This is a genomic window from Sphingomonas bacterium (assembly GCF_028289855.1).
Lineage (GTDB): Bacteria > Pseudomonadota > Alphaproteobacteria > Sphingomonadales > Sphingomonadaceae > Sphingomonas.
Window position 1 is genome coordinate 34,683 of record NZ_JAQGKZ010000101.1, and the last position, 15,839, is coordinate 50,521.

Sequence of the window (15,839 nt, forward strand, 5' to 3'; positions counted from 1 at the left end):
CCCCGCGTCAAGGCGAGTCGAACGCCGCTATTCGGCCGAGGCTTTGGTCGCGAACATGCGATCCTTGAGCTTGCCGACCCCGCGCAGCACCAGCCAGCCGGTCGCGAAGGTGATGGCGAGCGGCACCACGGCGCGGACGACGGTCGCCGCCCCCGCGCCCGCGATCGCGCCGTCCACGGTCGAATCGTCGCCGTCGCGGCCGTCGATCGCGCTGCCGATCGCCGCGCCCAACATCGTGCTGAATTTCATGTCGTTCCTTCGTTTCGCCGCGCTCAACAAGGCGCACGCGCGAAGGTTCCGCAAACGTCAGCGGCCCACCATATCCTCCGGACGCACGAGGCGATCGAAGGTCGCCTCGTCGACCAGCCCGAGGTCGAGCCCCGCCTCCTTGAGCGTCATGCCCATTTCATGAGCGTGCTTGGCGATCTTTGCGGCGTTGTCGTAGCCGATCTCTGGCGCGAGTGCGGTGACGAGCATCAGCGATCGGTCGACCAGCTCGGCGATTCGACGGCGGTCGGGCTCGAGCCCCTCGACGCAGCGTTCCGCGAAGCTTTCCATGCCGACGCTCAGCAAGTCGATCGAACGCAGCACCGCCGCGCCGATCATCGGCTTGAACACGTTGAGCTCGAGATGCCCCTGCATCCCGCCGACGGTCACCGCTTGATGGTTGCCGATCACTTGCGCGGCGACCATCGTCAGCATTTCGCACTGGGTCGGGTTGACCTTGCCCGGCATGATCGAGCTACCCGGTTCGTTCGCCGGCAGCATCAGCTCGCCGATCCCCGAGCGCGGGCCAGAGCCGAGCAAGCGGATGTCGTTGGCGATCTTGGTCAGGGCGACCGCGAGCGTACTCAGCGTGCCCGACAGGTGCACCAGCGGATCGTTCGACGCGAGCGCCTCGAACGCGTTTTCGGCTGGCATGAACGGATGGCCGGCAATCTCGGCCAGCGCGGCGCAGAATTCGTCTGCAAACCCTTTCGGCGCATTAAGCCCCGTCCCTACTGCAGTCCCGCCCTGTGCCAACCGATTGGTGCCGTTGACGATCCCCGGCTCGATCCGCCGCCCCGCGCGATAGACCTGGTTGGCGTAGCCCGAAAACTCCTGGCCCAGCGTCAGCGGGGTCGCATCCTGCAAATGCGTGCGGCCGATCTTCACGATGCCATCCCATGCGTTGGCTTTGGCCTGGAGCGCGTCCTTTAGTCGGCCCAGCGCCGGGAACAGGCTCTTGGTCACCGCCAGCGACGCCGCGATATGCAGCGCGGTCGGGAAGCTGTCGTTCGACGACTGGCTCATGTTGACGTGATCGTTGGGATGCACCGGCACCTTGCCACCACGCGTACCCGACAGCATCTCGTTGGCGCGGCCGGCGATCACCTCGTTGACGTTCATGTTGGTCTGGGTGCCGCTGCCGGTCTGCCAGATGACGAGCGGGAATTGGTCGTCGAGCTTGCCCTCCGCGACCTCCTCCGCCGCCGCTTCGATTGCGGCAGCCAGTTCGGTAGAAAGGCCATGCCGCCGGTTCACCCGTGCCGCCGCCTGCTTCACCAGCGCGAGCGCGTGGACGATCGCGATCGGCATGCGCTCGCTCGCGGGGAACGGGAAATTCTCGATCGAACGCTGCGTCTGCGCGCCCCAATAGGCCGCGACCGGGACGTCAATAGGACCGAGCGAGTCGGTTTCGATGCGGGTGTTCGCCATCAGCCTACTCCGTCATGCTGAACTCGTTTCAGCATCCACTGCGCCGCCGCGACGGACATTGCGAGTGGAAGAGTGGATCCTGAAACAAGTTCAGGATGACGGCACGAGCTATTTCTTTCTCTTGAAGTCCACGCTCACCACGTTCGATCCGTCATCGACGCGCTCGACTCCGTCATTCTCGGCCTCTTCATGCGGCTCCGGTCCATCCGGGCCTTCCTGCGCCTGAAAGCGGAGCTCGAAATTGACCGCGGGATCGTGGAAGCCGGTGATCGCCGAATAGGGAATGTCGAGCTTCGACGGCACCTGATTGAAGCTCAGCCCCACCGAGAAACGCTCGTCGTCCACCGTCAAGTCCCAATAGCGGTTCTGGAGGACGATCGTCATCTCGTCGGGAAACCGCTCAATCAGCCGTTGCGGGATATCCACGCCGGGCGCCTGGGTCTTGAACGTGATGTAGAAATGATGCTCGCCGGGCAACCCGCCGCCGGCCGCGACCGAGCCGAGCACGCGGCCGACCACGGCACGCAACGCCTCCTGGACGATCTCGTCATAGGGAATCAGGCTATCGGGCAGGCTATCGCTCATGCGCCTTGGGTAGCCGATGCTTGGGCGGGGTCAAGATTGCATGCGTGCCGCATGCCGCTATTGGGGGCAGCATGCGTACCGCGACGATCAGCCGCAAGACGAGCGAGACCAGCATCGACGTCACCGTCAATCTCGACGGCACCGGCGCGTATGAGGTGTCGACCGGGATCGGCTTTTTCGATCACATGCTTGAGCAACTCAGCCGCCATTCGCTGATCGACCTGAGCGTCAAGACGGTCGGCGACCTGCATATCGACCAGCACCACACCGTCGAGGATACCGGCCTCGCGATCGGCGCGGCGGTGCTTGAGGCGCTGGGCGAAAAGCGCGGCATCCGGCGCTACGCCGATGCGCTGAGCCCGATGGACGAAACGTTGACTCGGGTGGCGCTCGACATCTCCGGGCGGCCGTTCCTCGTGTGGAAGACCGAATTCTCCCAAAAGCGGCTCGGTGAGATGGATACCGAGATGTTCGAGCATTTCTTCCACTCGTTCGCGCAGACCGCGGGGATCACGCTGCACATCGAGACTTTGTACGGCTCGAACAACCACCACATTGCCGAAGCGGCGTTCAAGGGGCTGGCGCGCGCGCTACGCGAGGCGGTCGAGGTCGATCCGCGCAAGGCCGATGCGATTCCGTCGACCAAAGGCACGCTTTGACCGTCGCGCTGATCGATTACGGCGCGGGCAATCTTCATTCGGTAGCCAACGCGCTGAAGGCGGCTGGCGCTAGCGACGTCGCGGTGACCGCCGATCCCAAGATAGTGGCGAAGGCCGACCGTATCGTCCTGCCCGGCGTTGGGGCATTCGGCGCGTGCGCGACGGCGCTGCGCGGTGTGGACGGGATGGTCGAAGCGCTCGACCAGCGCGTGCGGCGCGAGGGCGCACCCTTCCTCGGCATCTGTGTCGGGATGCAGTTGATGGCCGATATCGGCGAGGAGATGGGCGAACATCCCGGGCTCGGCTGGATCAAGGGCCGCGTGCGCCACCTGACGCCGAGCGATCCGACCGCCAAGGTGCCGCACATGGGCTGGAACGACGTCCGCCCCTCCTCCCCGCACTCGCTGATCGAGCCGGGCGAGGCCTATTTTCTCCACTCCTACGCATTCGAAGGCGACGACGTTGTCGCGACCACCGATCATGCCGGCCCTATCGTCGCGGCGATCGCCCGCGATAATCTGGCGGGGGTGCAGTTCCACCCGGAAAAGAGCCAGCGTTACGGGCTCGACCTGCTCGCGCGCTTCCTCGAGTGGCGACCATGACGCTCATCGTCTTCCCCGCGATCGACCTGAAGGGTGGCAATGTCGTCCGCCTGTCCGAAGGCGATATGGATTCAGCGACGATCTACGGCAACGATCCGGTCGCGCAGGCCTTGGCGTTCGCCGAAGCGGGCGCACAATACCTTCACATGGTCGACCTCGACGGCGCGTTCGCCGGGCAATCGGTCAATGGTGACGTCGTCCGCGCGGTGGTCTCGGCATTCCCCGGCCACGTTCAACTCGGCGGCGGCGTGCGCGATCGCGCGGCGATCGAGGGCTGGTTCGATGCGGGTGTCGCACGGCTGGTGATTGGCACAGCAGCGCTCGAAAACCCCGATCTGGTCCGCGACGCCGCGCGCGACTTCCCCGGCGGGATCGTCGTCGCGGTCGATGCCAAGGACGGTCTGGTCGCGACGCGCGGCTGGGCCGACGTATCGGACGTCGAAGTCGGGGACATGGCGCGGCGGTTCGAGGATGCCGGGGTCGCCGCGCTTTTGTTTACCGATGTGGGGCGCGACGGGCTGCTCAAGGGCTGCAACGTTCAGGCGACGGTCCACCTCGCACGCTCGGTCAACATCCCGGTGATCGCCAGCGGCGGGGTGAGCGGGATCGCCGACATCCACGTGCTGGCGTTGCATGCCAAGGACGGGATAGAGGGCGTCATTACCGGACGCGCGCTCTATGACGGACGCCTCGACCTGGCGACGGCGTTGACGGTCGCGGCGGGCATCTAGCGGCATGACCGTACGCGCCCGCATCATTCCCTGCCTCGACGTCGCCAACGGACGCGTCGTGAAGGGCGTCAATTTCGTCGATCTGCGCGACGCCGGCGATCCGGTCGAGCAGGCGCAGGCGTATGACGCGGCGGGGGCGGACGAACTGTGTTTCCTCGACATCACCGCCAGCCACGAGGCGCGCGGGACGATCCTGGACGTCGTGCGGCGGACCGCCGAGGTGTGTTTCATGCCGCTGACCGTCGGCGGCGGGGTGCGGTCGGTCGAGGATGCACGCGCGTTGCTGCTCGCCGGCGCGGACAAGGTTGCGGTCAATTCGGCGGCGGTAGCGCGGCCCGAACTGGTCGGCGAGATGGCCGAACGCTTCGGCAGCCAGTGCGTCGTCGCCTCGGTAGACGCGCGGCGTCGCGGCGCCGGCTGGGAAGTGTTCACGCATGGCGGGCGCGAAGCCACCGGGATCGACGCGGTGGCGCATGCGCTCAGGCTCGCCGAACTCGGCGCGGGCGAGTTGCTGATCACCAGCATGGCCCGCGACGGTACGCGCGACGGCTACGATCTCGAGCTGATCCGGACCATCGCCGATCGCGTCAGCATCCCGGTGGTCGCGTCGGGCGGGGTCGGCGGGCTCGACGATCTCGTCGCCGGTATCCGCGAAGGCCATGCCAGCGCGGTGCTCGCCGCCAGTATTTTCCATTTCGGCGAAGCGAGCATGGCCGATGCGCATCGCGCGTTGGCCGATGCGGGCATCCCGGTGCGGCACCCTATTTCCTGACTGTTAAGAGCGGCGGGTTATAGAGTGGCCATGCGCTTCGCCCTGCTCCTGCTGCTGATCGCGACCCCGGCCTTTGCCAGCGTGCCGCCGCATAGCGGCGTCATCCACACGCGCAGCACGCCCGAATTGTCCGATATCGCCTTGTTCGTGATGGCGGTTGCCGGCGTCTGGCTCGTGCGCCGCGCGTTACGCAAGCGCTTCAAACAGCCCGGGACCAACGCCGAGGATTGACGCGAGCGCTCGCCAGGGGCAGCGCTTGACCCATGGCCAACGACCCGCTCGACGCGCTCGACGCGCTGATCCATTCCCGCAAAGGGCAATCTGCGGCGAGTTCCTATACCGCCAAGCTGTTCGCGGATGGCCGCGCCAAGATCGCCCAAAAGGTCGGCGAGGAAGCCGTCGAAACCGTCATCGCGGCGATGCGCAAGGACAAGAAGGCGCTGACGGGCGAGGCGGCCGACCTGGTCTATCACTTGCTCGTCCTGCTCGCCGACGCCGACCTCAGCCTCGATGCGGTCCGCGCCGAACTGTCGCGGCGCACCAGTCAGTCGGGGCTCGCCGAAAAAGCCAATCGGAGAGATTGATGCCGATCGACGCGACCCGGCCCTATGACGACCAGAACATCTTCGCGAAGATTCTGCGCGGTGAAATCCCCTCGAAGCGCGTGTACGAGGACGAGTGGGCAGTCGCGTTCCACGACATCGCGCCCGCCGCGCCGATCCATATCCTGGTGATCCCGACCGGCCCATACGTATCGTGGGACGATTTCAGCTCGCGGGGCTCATCGGAGGAAATCACCGGCTTTGTCCGCGCCGTCGGCGTCGTCGCACGCGATCTCGGTCTGGTCGCGCCGGGATACCGCCTGCTCGCCAATGTCGGAATCGAGAGCGGGCAGGAAGTGCCGCACCTCCACGTCCACCTGTTCGGCGGCAAACCGCTTGGCCCGATGCTCGCGCGTTAAGGGGATTGCACCTCCGTCGATTGTGGTTAGGCTCCGCTCCAATCAAAATTCGAGGGGTCCTGTTTGATGATTTTCGACCGCATTAAATCGCTCGACGCGATCTTGGCGACCGCCGAGAAGAAGGGGCTGCACCGATCGCTCGGCGCGTTCCAGCTGACCATGCTGGGCATCGGCGCGGTGATCGGTACGGGTATCTTCGTGCTCACGTCCGAGGCCGCCCAAAAAGCCGGGCCGGGCATGTTGCTCAGCTTCGTCGTAGCGGGCTTCGTCTGCGCGGTCGCCGCGCTCTGCTATTCCGAACTCGCCTCGATGGTCCCGGTGTCGGGCTCGGCCTATACCTACACCTATGCGGTGACGGGCGAATTGCTCGCCTGGATGGTCGGATGGGCGCTGATCCTCGAATATGCGGTCGGCGCGAGCGCGGTCGCGGTGGGCTGGTCGAACCATCTGGTCGGGCTGTTGGACGGCATCGGATTTCACATACCCGCCGCGTTCAGAAACGCCGACGCGTTGATGGCGCACATGTATCTCGCGTTCGGCGCTACGCCGAGCGCCGACCTTCAGACCGCGATGAACACGGGCGGATATATTAACGTTCCCGCTATTGTCGTGGTGGGGTTCGTCACCTGGTTGCTGGTGATCGGCACGACCGAAAGCGCGCGGGTGAACGCCGTGCTGGTGGCGGTTAAAATCCTTGCCCTGACGGTGTTCGTCGCACTCACGATCCCCGTCCTCAACGGCGCGCATTTCGGCGGGCCGAACGAGCCGTTCCTGCCCACCGGCACGACTGGCGTGCTGGGCGCCGCCGCCTCGATCTTCTTCGCCTATGTCGGCTTCGATGCGGTTTCTACCGCAGCGGAAGAGACCAAGAACCCGCAGCGCAACGTGCCGATCGGTCTGATCGGGTCGCTCGCCATCTGCACGATTTTCTACCTTCTCGTTGCTTCGGGCGCGATTGGCGCGATCGGCGCACAACCGGTGATGGGGCTTAACGGCCTCCCGTTAAATCCGGGTTCGCCCGAGCTCGCCGGACGTTGCGCCAGCATCATCGCGAGCGGTGCCATGGAGCCCATCGTCTGCTCGAAGGAAGCCTTGGTCCACGTCCTGACGGTGATCAACTGGCCGGTCATCGGCCGCCTGGTCGGGCTTGCCGCAGTGATCGCACTGCCGTCGGTCGTGCTGATGATGATGTTCGGCCAGACCCGCGTGTTCTTCACGATGGCACGCGACGGTTTGCTTCCCGAGAAGCTCGCCTCGATCCATCCGAAGTTCCGCACCCCGCACGTCGTCACGATCGTGACCGGCATCGCGGCGGCGTTCGCGGCGGCGATGCTGCCGGTCGGCAAACTGGCCGACTATTCCAACGCCGGCACGCTGTTCGCGTTCTTCATGGTGGCGGTGTCGGTGATGGTTTTGCGCAAGACCGATCCGGGCCGGACCCGGCCGTTCCGCACGCCGGGCGTGTGGATCGTGGCACCGCTTGCGATCGTCGGCTGCGTCGGCCTGTATGTTTCGCTGCCATTGACCGCGATCCTGGTCCTGCCGGGCTGGGGCGCGATCGGGCTGCTGATCTATTTCCTCTACAGCCGCAGCCGCAGTCATGTCGGCCGAGGCATTGTCGATGTAGTCGACGATCCGTCGATGTTGCCGGAGACTGCGAAGCCGCTCGACTGAGCGGGTAGCGCAAAAACAAGAAGGGCCGGGGAGCGATCCCCGGCCCTTTCTTTTGGTAAGATTGTTTAGCCGAGCGTTGCGGCAACCAGCGCCGTCAGGTCGGCGACCGGCCGCGGGCCGATGTGCGAGATGCATTCGGCGGCGCAGATCGCGCCCATGCGAAGGCTCGTTTCGAGATCGCGGCCCTGCGCCTGTCCGGCCAGGAACCCGGCGGCGAACAGGTCACCCGCGCCGGTCGTGTCGATCACGTCGTCGACCGGCTCGGCGGGGATGCGGGCATGTTCGCCGCCTTTGTGCGCCTCCGCCCCCGCGGCGCCGTGCGTGCAGACCAACAGCGGCACGCGCACCGACAGCGCCGCGACCGCCGCGGCGATATCCTCGTCCTGCATCATCGCGCGGACTTCGTTGTCGTTGGCGAACAGCAGGTCGATCTGGCCTGCATCGATCAATGCGAAGAATTCATCGCGATGGCCCTCGACAACGAACACATCGGACAAGGTCAGCGCGACCTTGCGCCCCGCCCCGCGCGCCATCGCGATCGCGCGCTTCATCGCGTCGCGCGACTGCTCGGCGTTCCACAGATAGCCTTCGAGGTAGAGCATCGCCCCCGCCTCGATCGTCGCGGCATCGACGGCGGCTTCGGGCAGGAACTGCGCCGCGCCGAGAAAGGTGTTCATCGTTCGCTGACCGTCGGGCGTGATCAGCACGAGGCAGCGCCCGGTGGGGTCGCCGCCGGTCGCCGCCGGAGTCGCGAAATGCACGCCAAGCGCCTGAACGTCGTGCGCGAACACCTTGCCTAGCTGATCGTCGGCAACTTGGCCGATGAACCCCGTTGCGTGGCCCAGAGCGGCGAGCCCGGCGATCGTGTTCGCCGCCGACCCGCCCGACACTTCGCGCCCCGGCCCCATGCGCGAATAGAGCGCGTCCGCGGCCGCCGAATCGAAAATCAGTTGCATCGAGCCCTTGGTCATCCCCTCGGCGACGATGAATTCGTCGGTCGCCTGGGAAAGGATGTCGACGATCGCATTGCCGATCGCGACGACGTCGTAGGTCGGGCTGGTCAAGGTGGGTCTCCGGGAAAAAGGTTGGCCGCGCCCTAACCGCGCGGCTACACGCACGCAACGATGTTCCGCGCATTCTTCCTGTCGCTGGGCGACCTCACCGACCCCGCGATCCTGCGCGTGTTCGCCAAGTCGATCGCGCTGACGCTGGCAATATTCCTGTTGCTCGGCGCGGGCCTGTGGTTCTCCACGCGCTGGTTGGTGATCGATCGGCTTGGCTGGGACGAGGCCGCCGGCAATCTCGCCGCGATCAGCGGATTTCTCGCGATGCTGCTGTTTGGCTGGGTGCTGTTTCGCGCCATTGCCGTCGCGGCGATCTGGCTATTCGGCGACGAGATCGTGGTGGCGGTCGAGCGGCGGCATTATCCCGACGCGCTGGCGAGCGCGCATCATGTGCCGGTGACGCGGTCGATGGCGCTCGGGTTGCGGTCGGCGGGCCGGGCGTTGCTGGTCAATGTGCTGCTGATGCCCCTCTACGTCGTCTTGCTGGTGACGGGGTTTGGCACGCCGCTGTTATTCTACGCCGCCAACGGCTGGCTGCTCGGTGCCGATCTTGGCGAGATGGTCGCGGCGCGGCATATGACGAGCGGCGAGATGAAGGCCTGGGCGCGCGACACGCGATGGACGCGCTGGGATCTGGGCGTGGTGGTCGCCGCGTTGATGAGTGTGCCGGTCGTCAATTTGATCGCACCGGTGCTCGGCGCGGCGATGGCGACGCATCAGTTTCATGGGAGACGGCGATGAAACAGGCGATAGTTCTCGGCGTGGGATTGCTGCTTGCCGGCTGCGGCGAAACGATGGCGCGCCCGGCGACACCGAGCGCCGCCCCCGCCCGCCCGATCTCGACCACGGGGCTCGACCGCGTTACGGGGCAGAATGCGGCCGAGCTGACCCGCACATTCGGCAACCCCGACGCCGATGTCCGCGAGGGCAGCGCGCGCAAGCTCCAGTTCAAGGGGCCGATCTGCGTGCTCGACACCTATCTCTACCCCGGCAAGGGCGGCGGCGAGCCGACCGTAACCTATGTCGATACGCGCCAGCCCGACGGCAGCCCGATCGACCGCGCGAGCTGCGTCGCGGCGCTAGCGCGGCGCGGTGGCGGGAAATAGGCGGGCGAGCGCCCAGCCGGCGGCATCGCGTACGACTTGCGACGGATCGTTACGCAACGCGTCGAGCAGCGGCGCCAGTCCCTCGTCCCCACTGTTCCCCGCCGCGTAGGCCGCGTTCCTGACCATCCGGTCGCGGCCGATCCGTTTGATCGGCGATCCCGCGAACACTTGGCGAAATGCAGCATCGTCGAGCGCGAGCAGGTCCGCCAGCCGCGGTGCGGTCAGTTCGGCGCGCGGCAGGAAGGCGCGATTGGCGGCGGCGGCTTCAGCGAACTTGTTCCACGGGCACACCGCGAGGCAATCGTCACAACCATAGATTCGATTACCGAGCGCCGCGCGGAATTCTTCGGGCACCGGCCCCTTATGTTCGATCGTCAGGTACGAAATGCAGCGCCGCGCATCGAGCCGATAGGGTTCGGGAAACGCATCGGTCGGGCAGGCACGTTGGCATGCGTCGCACGATCCGCAGGCATCGCTCCCCGCGACCGACGGCGCCAGATCGAGCGTAGTGTAGATAGCGCCGAGGAACAGCCAGCTGCCATGGTCGCGGCTGACCAGATTGGTGTGCTTGCCCTGCCAGCCCAGCCCAGCCGCCTCGGCCAGCGGTTTTTCCATCACCGGCGCGGTATCGACGAACACTTTGAGGTCGCTGCCTGGGGCTTCGGCGACGATCCACCGTGCCAGTGCCTTGAGCGTGCGCTTGACCACGTCGTGATAGTCGCCGCCTTGTGCATAAACCGAAATCCGCCCGCGATCCCCGTCCCCGGCGGGCGCGAGCGGATCGCGGCCCGGCGCGTAGCTCATCCCCAACGCAATCACGCTCCTCACGTCGGGCCATAGTCCGGCGGGCGTGGCGCGCTCGCCCGCACGCTCCTCCATCCAGATCATCTCACCATGCGCGCCCTCGCCCAGCCATTGGCGCAACCGCTCGCCGGCCAGCGGCGCGGCATCGGCGCGCGCCACGCCGACGGCGGCGAAACCCAGCGTTAACGCCTCCGCCCGCAACCGCTCCTCGAATGGTCTTTCGTGATCCACCCCGCCCCGCTACCACGATTGGCCAGAACAAAGGGATAGGTTGCGTGTCACAAACTCTGGCGGTCAGCGCCACCGGGCTCGTCAAGAAATTCGGCGGGCGGCGCGTCGTCGATGGCGTCGATCTCGCGGTGCCGGCGGGGACGATCTACGGCGTGCTCGGCCCCAACGGCGCGGGCAAGACGACGACGCTGCGCATGCTGCTCGGGATCATCGAGCCGGACGAGGGCCACCGCAGCCTGCTCGGCCACGACCGCCCGCGCGAGGCGAGCGACCAGCTCGGCTATCTGCCCGATGAGCGCGGGCTGTATCCGGCGATGAAGGCCCGCGAGGCGATCGCGTTCATGGGCGCGCTGCGCGGCCTACCATGGAGCACCGGGCGCAAGCGCGCGGTCGAACTGATGGAAAATGCCGGGCTCGGTTATGCCGTCGATACAAAGATCCGCAAGCTGTCCAAGGGCATGGCGCAGCTCGTTCAGCTGCTCGGGTCGGTGGTGCACCAGCCCGATCTGCTGGTGCTCGACGAGCCGTTTTCGGGACTCGACCCGGTCAATCAGGAAAATCTGGAGAAACTTATCCGCGGCGAGCAGGCGCGCGGCGCAACGGTCCTGTTTTCGACGCACGTCATGGCGCATGCCGAGCGGCTGTGCGACCGGCTCGCGATCATCGCGGGCGGCAAGCGTCGGTTCGAGGGGACGGTGAGCGAGGCGCGCGGCAAATTGCCGATGCAGGCGCATTACACGCCCGAACGCGACGACCCGGCAATCGCCGCGATGCTACCCGCCGACGCGCGAAACAACGGCCGTGAATGGATATTTTCGGTGCCCGATGGCGGGATCGAGGCGATGCTGACCCGGCTGACCCAGTCCGGATATGGCGTGACCGGGCTATCGATCGAGCGGCCGGGGTTGCACGATGCCTTCGTCAAGATCGTCGGCGCCGATGCGCTGGCGCAAGCCGAAGCGGAGGCCGCGTAATGGCCCCCGGCTCGCTCCGCCGCTCGATCCGCCAGGCAATGACCGTGGCGCGGCGCGATTTCATTGCGACGGTGTTCACCCCCACGTTCCTGATCTTCCTGCTGTCGCCGCTGTTGACGATCGCGTTCGGCGCGGCGGGCGGGGTCGGCGCGTCCAAAATGACGCAGAGCGTGATCGACCGCAGCAGACTGGTCGTGCTGATCGCGCCCGATCACATTTCGGCGATTCGCGAGGCCGACGCGCAATTGCGTCAGGTGTTCCACCGCAGCGACGTGCCGCCCCCGCTGGACTATCGCGCGCCCGACGCCGATCCCGAACGCCAGGCACGCACGATGATCGGCAGCCGCGAGGGCGACATAGACGCAGTTCTCTATGGCCCGCTCGCCGCACCGCATATCCTCTACGGCAACAATGCCGCCAGCGAAGCGAACTATCTCGCCGCGCTGGCCGACCAGGTGTTGCGCAGCGACCGGATCGGATCGACCGCGTCCCTCAGCAAGCCGGTCAAGGTAGCGATTGTGCAGACCCAGGTCACCGCCAGCGGCCACAGCCAGGCCGCGCTCTTCGCGGTGATGGCGATCTTCCTGCTGACCTTGTTCCTCGCCGGCCTCACGATCGGCACGATGGCGGAGGAGCGCAACAACAAGGTGATCGAGGTGCTCGCCGCCGCGGTCCCGCTCGAATCGGTGTTCGTCGGCAAGCTGATCGGCATGTTCGGTGTGGCGATCCTGTTCGTCGGGTTCTGGGGAACGGTGGCGTCACAGATCACCAGCGTGTTGCCGGCATGGGCGGTTACGGGGCTGACGCAGGTCGCGCCGGCGGTCGGCAAGCCGATGTTCGCACTCCTGTTCCTGATCTATTTCGTGATGTCGTATCTGTTGATCGGCGCGGCGTATTTGATCCTCGGCGCGCAGGCATCTACTCAGCGCGAATTGCAGATGATGTCGCTGCCGATGACCTTCGTCCAGATGGGGATGGTCGGGCTCGCGGGCACCGCGGCGGCCAGTCCCGGCGGCACGGTCGCGCTGATCGCCGAGGTCTTTCCGTTCAGTTCGCCAATGGCGATGGCGGCGGCGGCGGCCAACTCCCCGGCACTGTGGCCGCATGTCGTCGCGATCGCGTGGCAATTGTTCTGGGTATCGGTCGTCATCACGCTGGGCGCGCGCTGGTTCCGGCGCGGCGTGCTCAAATCGGGCAGCGGGCCCAAGCGCAAGAAGACCGCTTGAGCGCCCCACTATTGACATTCGTGTAAGTATCGGGTTGTTTGGAGCGATTAAGGGAGAGTGGGCATGGCGACTCAAACGACACAAGAGTCCATCATGGATATGGTCAAGAACGGTCCGACCTACAAATACGATGGTCCTGTCGACCCGCTCGACGTCAGCCGCGCCGAGCTCTATCGCGACGACACGTGGCAAGCGCCGTTCAAGGAACTGCGCGCCAACGCGCCCGTTCACAAGGTGGAGGGATCGGACTTCGGCCCCTATTGGTCGGTGTCGACCTACAAGCCGATCGTCGAGGCCGAATCGCTCCCCGAAATCTTCTCGTCCGAAGCCGGCGGGATCACGCTCGCCGACTTCCTGCCCGACAGCGACGTGAAGATGCCGATGTTCATCGCGATGGACCGGCCCAAGCATACCGGCCAGCGCCGCACCGTCGCCCCCGCCTTCACGCCGAGCGAGATGGTGCGGATGAAGGAGGACATCGTCCGCCGCACCGCCGAAGTGCTCGACACGCTCGAATACGGCAAGACCTTCGACTGGGTAGATACCGTCGCGATCGAGCTGACCACCCAAATGCTGGCGATCCTGTTCGATTTCCCGTGGGAGGACCGCCGCAAGCTGACCTTCTGGTCCGATTGGGCGGGCGATATCGAACTGGTCAAGACCCCCGAACTGCGCGCCGAGCGGCTGACGCACATGTACGAATGCGGCGCGTATTTCGGGAAGCTGTGGAACGACAAGCTCGGCAAGGAGCCGACGCCCGACCTCATTTCGATGATGATCCATTCCGAAGCGATGGCGGAAATGGACCAGTTCGAGTTCCTGGGGAATTTGATCCTGCTGATCGTCGGCGGCAACGATACGACACGCAATTCGATGAGCGCCGTCGCCTATGGCCTCGACCTGTTCCCCGACCAGCGCGCCAAGGTGGAGGGCGACCCCGGCTTGATCGGCAACACGGTGCAGGAAATCATCCGCTGGCAGACCCCGCTCGCGCACATGCGCCGCACCGCGACGCAGGATCACGAACTCGGCGGGCAGAAGATCAAGGAAGGCGACAAGCTCGCGCTCTGGTATCTCTCGGCCAACCGGGATGAGACCGTGTTCGGCGACAATGCCGACGATATCCAGGTCGATCGCCCCAATGCGCGGCGTCACTTGGCGTTCGGGCACGGCATCCACCGCTGTGTCGGCGCACGGCTGGCGGAAATGCAGATCAGCGTGCTGCTCGAGGAAATGGCCAAGCGGCGGATGCGCGTGAACGTGGTTGGCGAGCCGGAGCGCGTCTCAGCCTGCTTCGTCCACGGCTATCGCAAGCTGCCGGTCGAAATCAGCAAATACTGATCCGCATCCGAATGCGGCCGTCGTTCGTAGTTGCCGACGGAGACCAGACATGACCGACCGACGCCAGTTCCTGACCCTGACCGGCGCGAGCGCCGCGAGCATCATCCTGTTCGGCTGCCGCGCCTCGCCCGCGCAACCGCCCGAGAAGTTCGAAATCGTGATGAGTGACGCCGCGTGGCGCAAGAAGCTCGGCCCGGCATCCTACGAAGTGCTGCGCCACGAAAACACCGAGACGCCGTTCACCAGCCCGCTCAACAACGAGCACCGCGCGGGCATCTTCGCGTGCAAGGGTTGCGCGTTGCCGCTCTATTCGTCGACGACCAAGTTCGACAGCGGCACCGGCTGGCCGAGCTTCTGGCAGCCGCTGCCCAACGCCATCCGCACGCGCAATGATGGGTCGCTCGGCATGTCGCGCACCGAAGTGCATTGCCGCCGCTGCGGCGGGCATCTGGGGCATGTGTTCGACGACGGGCCGAAGCCGACCGGCAAACGCTATTGCATGAACGGGCTGGCGATGACCTTCACGCCGGGCAAGGCGTAACTGCGCAAGCAAAAGCCCGCCGCGGCGATCCGCGACGGGCTTTTGGAAACTGCGTTCGTAAAAAAGCTCGTTTAGTCGCGCACGCCGATCATGCGCCCGCCGCCGGCGGTGGCACTGGCCATCTGAAGTTGCGGCAATTTTGGCTCGTCGAACTGATCGTCGCCCTTCGGCGCGCCATTGCCGTAAATGAACCCATTGGTCGGATAGGTGGAGGTGCCCAAACCGCCCTGCGGGCCGTACCAGACCTTGACCTGGCTCCAATCGCCCGCCGCCGACACATCGACGACGCGTGCGGTATATTCGATCCCGCCGCGGCGCGACCAATTGGCATGATTGAGCAGCAATTCGCGGTCGCTGACGATCGCTGCGACGGTGGCGACATGGCCGAGCCGCATATGGCCGGTCGAGCGAAACGAGAGAACCGCGCCGACCTTGGGCGTGTTGCCGCGCTCATACTTGCCGGCGGCCTGGCTCCACCACGTGTTGGCGTTGCCGAAAATCTGGATGCCCGACACTTCGCGGGCATAAGGCGCGCACTGCCAGAAGCGCGCTTGCGCGGGTGCCACCGTCATCAGGGCGCACACCGCCACCAGCGCAAAACGCGCTGCAAGATTACCGAATTTCATGGACCCCCCGAAGGTCGTCGTGAACTGTTGATGGTGGGTTAGGTGGACAAATCCGACATGAAAACCCTCACCGCGCGGTGAATGGAACCTTTCACGACGAACGGTGTTTCGTCGCCGATGAGTGCCCTGAATGGTCTGGTTTGCTGACCTATCTCGTCACCGCCCAGCGGCGAATCACGCCTTTGATTGAGGCGATTGGGCCTCCGCCCAATCGCTGCGGCACCGGCCCGCACCCCCACCCGAC

At 65.7% G+C, this 15,839-nt stretch carries 21 protein-coding genes; 14 read left to right on the forward strand and 7 right to left on the reverse strand.

Going from position 1 to position 15,839, the window contains the following annotated elements:
- Positions 1-27: 27 nt before the first annotated feature.
- From JWM94_RS11980 to JWM94_RS11990, 3 genes are all read right to left on the reverse strand, one after another.
- Positions 28-249: a hypothetical protein gene (locus JWM94_RS11980; RefSeq protein ID WP_299427054.1), complete on the reverse strand. Its 222-nt coding sequence runs from the start codon at positions 247-249 to the stop codon at positions 28-30.
- Between the two features lie 57 nt (positions 250-306).
- Positions 307-1,698, reverse strand: coding sequence for a class II fumarate hydratase (gene fumC / locus JWM94_RS11985; protein WP_299427057.1), 1,392 nt, complete (start codon positions 1,696-1,698; stop codon positions 307-309).
- 108 nt (positions 1,699-1,806) lie between these two features.
- On the reverse strand, positions 1,807-2,283 hold the full coding sequence (locus tag JWM94_RS11990; protein WP_299427060.1) for an SspB family protein: 477 nt from the start codon (positions 2,281-2,283) through the stop codon (positions 1,807-1,809).
- A gap of 71 nt (positions 2,284-2,354) precedes the next feature.
- Here JWM94_RS11990 and hisB point away from each other — a divergent pair, with 71 nt between their 5' ends.
- The 8 genes from hisB (at position 2,355) to JWM94_RS12030 (ending at position 7,682) form a co-directional block, all read left to right on the forward strand.
- Positions 2,355-2,942: an imidazoleglycerol-phosphate dehydratase HisB gene (gene hisB / locus JWM94_RS11995; protein WP_299427063.1), complete on the forward strand. Its 588-nt coding sequence runs from the start codon at positions 2,355-2,357 to the stop codon at positions 2,940-2,942.
- Positions 2,939-3,544, forward strand: a complete 606-nt coding sequence (hisH, locus tag JWM94_RS12000; RefSeq protein WP_299427066.1) for an imidazole glycerol phosphate synthase subunit HisH — start codon at positions 2,939-2,941, stop codon at positions 3,542-3,544. Before hisB ends, hisH begins: the two co-directional genes overlap by 4 nt.
- Complete coding sequence (gene hisA / locus JWM94_RS12005; protein ID WP_299427069.1) at positions 3,541-4,275, forward strand: 1-(5-phosphoribosyl)-5-[(5-phosphoribosylamino)methylideneamino]imidazole-4-carboxamide isomerase; 735 nt, start codon at positions 3,541-3,543, stop codon at positions 4,273-4,275. The genes hisH and hisA overlap by 4 nt, the downstream gene beginning before the upstream one ends.
- Positions 4,276-4,279: 4 nt before the next feature.
- Positions 4,280-5,047, forward strand: a complete 768-nt coding sequence (hisF, locus tag JWM94_RS12010) for an imidazole glycerol phosphate synthase subunit HisF (protein ID WP_299427072.1) — start codon at positions 4,280-4,282, stop codon at positions 5,045-5,047.
- 30 nt (positions 5,048-5,077) lie between these two features.
- On the forward strand, positions 5,078-5,278 hold the full coding sequence (locus JWM94_RS12015) for a hypothetical protein (RefSeq protein WP_299427075.1): 201 nt from the start codon (positions 5,078-5,080) through the stop codon (positions 5,276-5,278).
- A gap of 32 nt (positions 5,279-5,310) precedes the next feature.
- Complete coding sequence (locus tag JWM94_RS12020) at positions 5,311-5,631, forward strand: phosphoribosyl-ATP diphosphatase (RefSeq protein ID WP_299427078.1); 321 nt, start codon at positions 5,311-5,313, stop codon at positions 5,629-5,631.
- A complete protein-coding gene (locus JWM94_RS12025) occupies positions 5,631-6,008 on the forward strand; it encodes a histidine triad nucleotide-binding protein (RefSeq protein WP_299427081.1) in 378 nt (125 codons plus the stop codon). Before JWM94_RS12020 ends, JWM94_RS12025 begins: the two co-directional genes overlap by 1 nt.
- A 66-nt stretch (positions 6,009-6,074) precedes the next feature.
- Entirely contained in the window at positions 6,075-7,682 is a 1,608-nt protein-coding gene (locus JWM94_RS12030) for an amino acid permease (RefSeq protein WP_299427084.1), read from the forward strand.
- Positions 7,683-7,747: 65 nt separating this feature from the next.
- Here the strand turns inward: JWM94_RS12030 and JWM94_RS12035 are convergent, their stop codons facing one another.
- Complete coding sequence (locus tag JWM94_RS12035; RefSeq protein WP_299427087.1) at positions 7,748-8,746, reverse strand: adenosine kinase; 999 nt, start codon at positions 8,744-8,746, stop codon at positions 7,748-7,750.
- 60 nt (positions 8,747-8,806) lie between these two features.
- Between JWM94_RS12035 and JWM94_RS12040 the strand changes: the two genes are divergently transcribed.
- Together JWM94_RS12040 and JWM94_RS12045 are read left to right on the forward strand one after the other, a co-directional pair.
- Positions 8,807-9,487 (forward strand): EI24 domain-containing protein, encoded by a 681-nt coding sequence (locus JWM94_RS12040; RefSeq protein ID WP_299427090.1) that lies wholly within the window; start codon positions 8,807-8,809, stop codon positions 9,485-9,487.
- Positions 9,484-9,852, forward strand: a complete 369-nt coding sequence (locus tag JWM94_RS12045) for a hypothetical protein (protein WP_299427093.1) — start codon at positions 9,484-9,486, stop codon at positions 9,850-9,852. Before JWM94_RS12040 ends, JWM94_RS12045 begins: the two co-directional genes overlap by 4 nt.
- On the opposite strand, the gene queG is transcribed toward JWM94_RS12045, so the two are convergent.
- A complete protein-coding gene (gene queG, locus JWM94_RS12050) occupies positions 9,826-10,887 on the reverse strand; it encodes a tRNA epoxyqueuosine(34) reductase QueG (RefSeq protein WP_299427096.1) in 1,062 nt (353 codons plus the stop codon). The two genes, JWM94_RS12045 and queG, sit on opposite strands and share 27 nt — an antisense overlap.
- A 44-nt stretch (positions 10,888-10,931) precedes the next feature.
- On the opposite strand from queG, the gene JWM94_RS12055 reads away from it, so the two are divergent.
- From JWM94_RS12055 to msrB, 4 genes are all read left to right on the forward strand, one after another.
- Complete coding sequence (locus JWM94_RS12055) at positions 10,932-11,861, forward strand: ABC transporter ATP-binding protein (RefSeq protein WP_299427099.1); 930 nt, start codon at positions 10,932-10,934, stop codon at positions 11,859-11,861.
- Positions 11,861-13,087, forward strand: a complete 1,227-nt coding sequence (locus JWM94_RS12060; RefSeq protein ID WP_299427102.1) for an ABC transporter permease — start codon at positions 11,861-11,863, stop codon at positions 13,085-13,087. Before JWM94_RS12055 ends, JWM94_RS12060 begins: the two co-directional genes overlap by 1 nt.
- Positions 13,088-13,180: 93 nt before the next feature.
- Positions 13,181-14,428, forward strand: coding sequence for a cytochrome P450 (locus JWM94_RS12065; RefSeq protein ID WP_299427105.1), 1,248 nt, complete (start codon positions 13,181-13,183; stop codon positions 14,426-14,428).
- A 49-nt stretch (positions 14,429-14,477) separates the two neighbouring features.
- A complete protein-coding gene (gene msrB / locus JWM94_RS12070) occupies positions 14,478-14,969 on the forward strand; it encodes a peptide-methionine (R)-S-oxide reductase MsrB (protein ID WP_299427108.1) in 492 nt (163 codons plus the stop codon).
- 71 nt (positions 14,970-15,040) lie between these two features.
- Here msrB and JWM94_RS12075 read toward each other — a convergent pair whose 3' ends face one another.
- Both JWM94_RS12075 and JWM94_RS12080 read right to left on the reverse strand, forming a co-directional pair.
- Positions 15,041-15,595, reverse strand: coding sequence for a CHAP domain-containing protein (locus JWM94_RS12075; protein WP_299427111.1), 555 nt, complete (start codon positions 15,593-15,595; stop codon positions 15,041-15,043).
- A gap of 38 nt (positions 15,596-15,633) precedes the next feature.
- On the reverse strand, positions 15,634-15,839 hold a 206-nt coding region (locus JWM94_RS12080), incomplete at its 5' end, for a hypothetical protein (protein WP_299427114.1).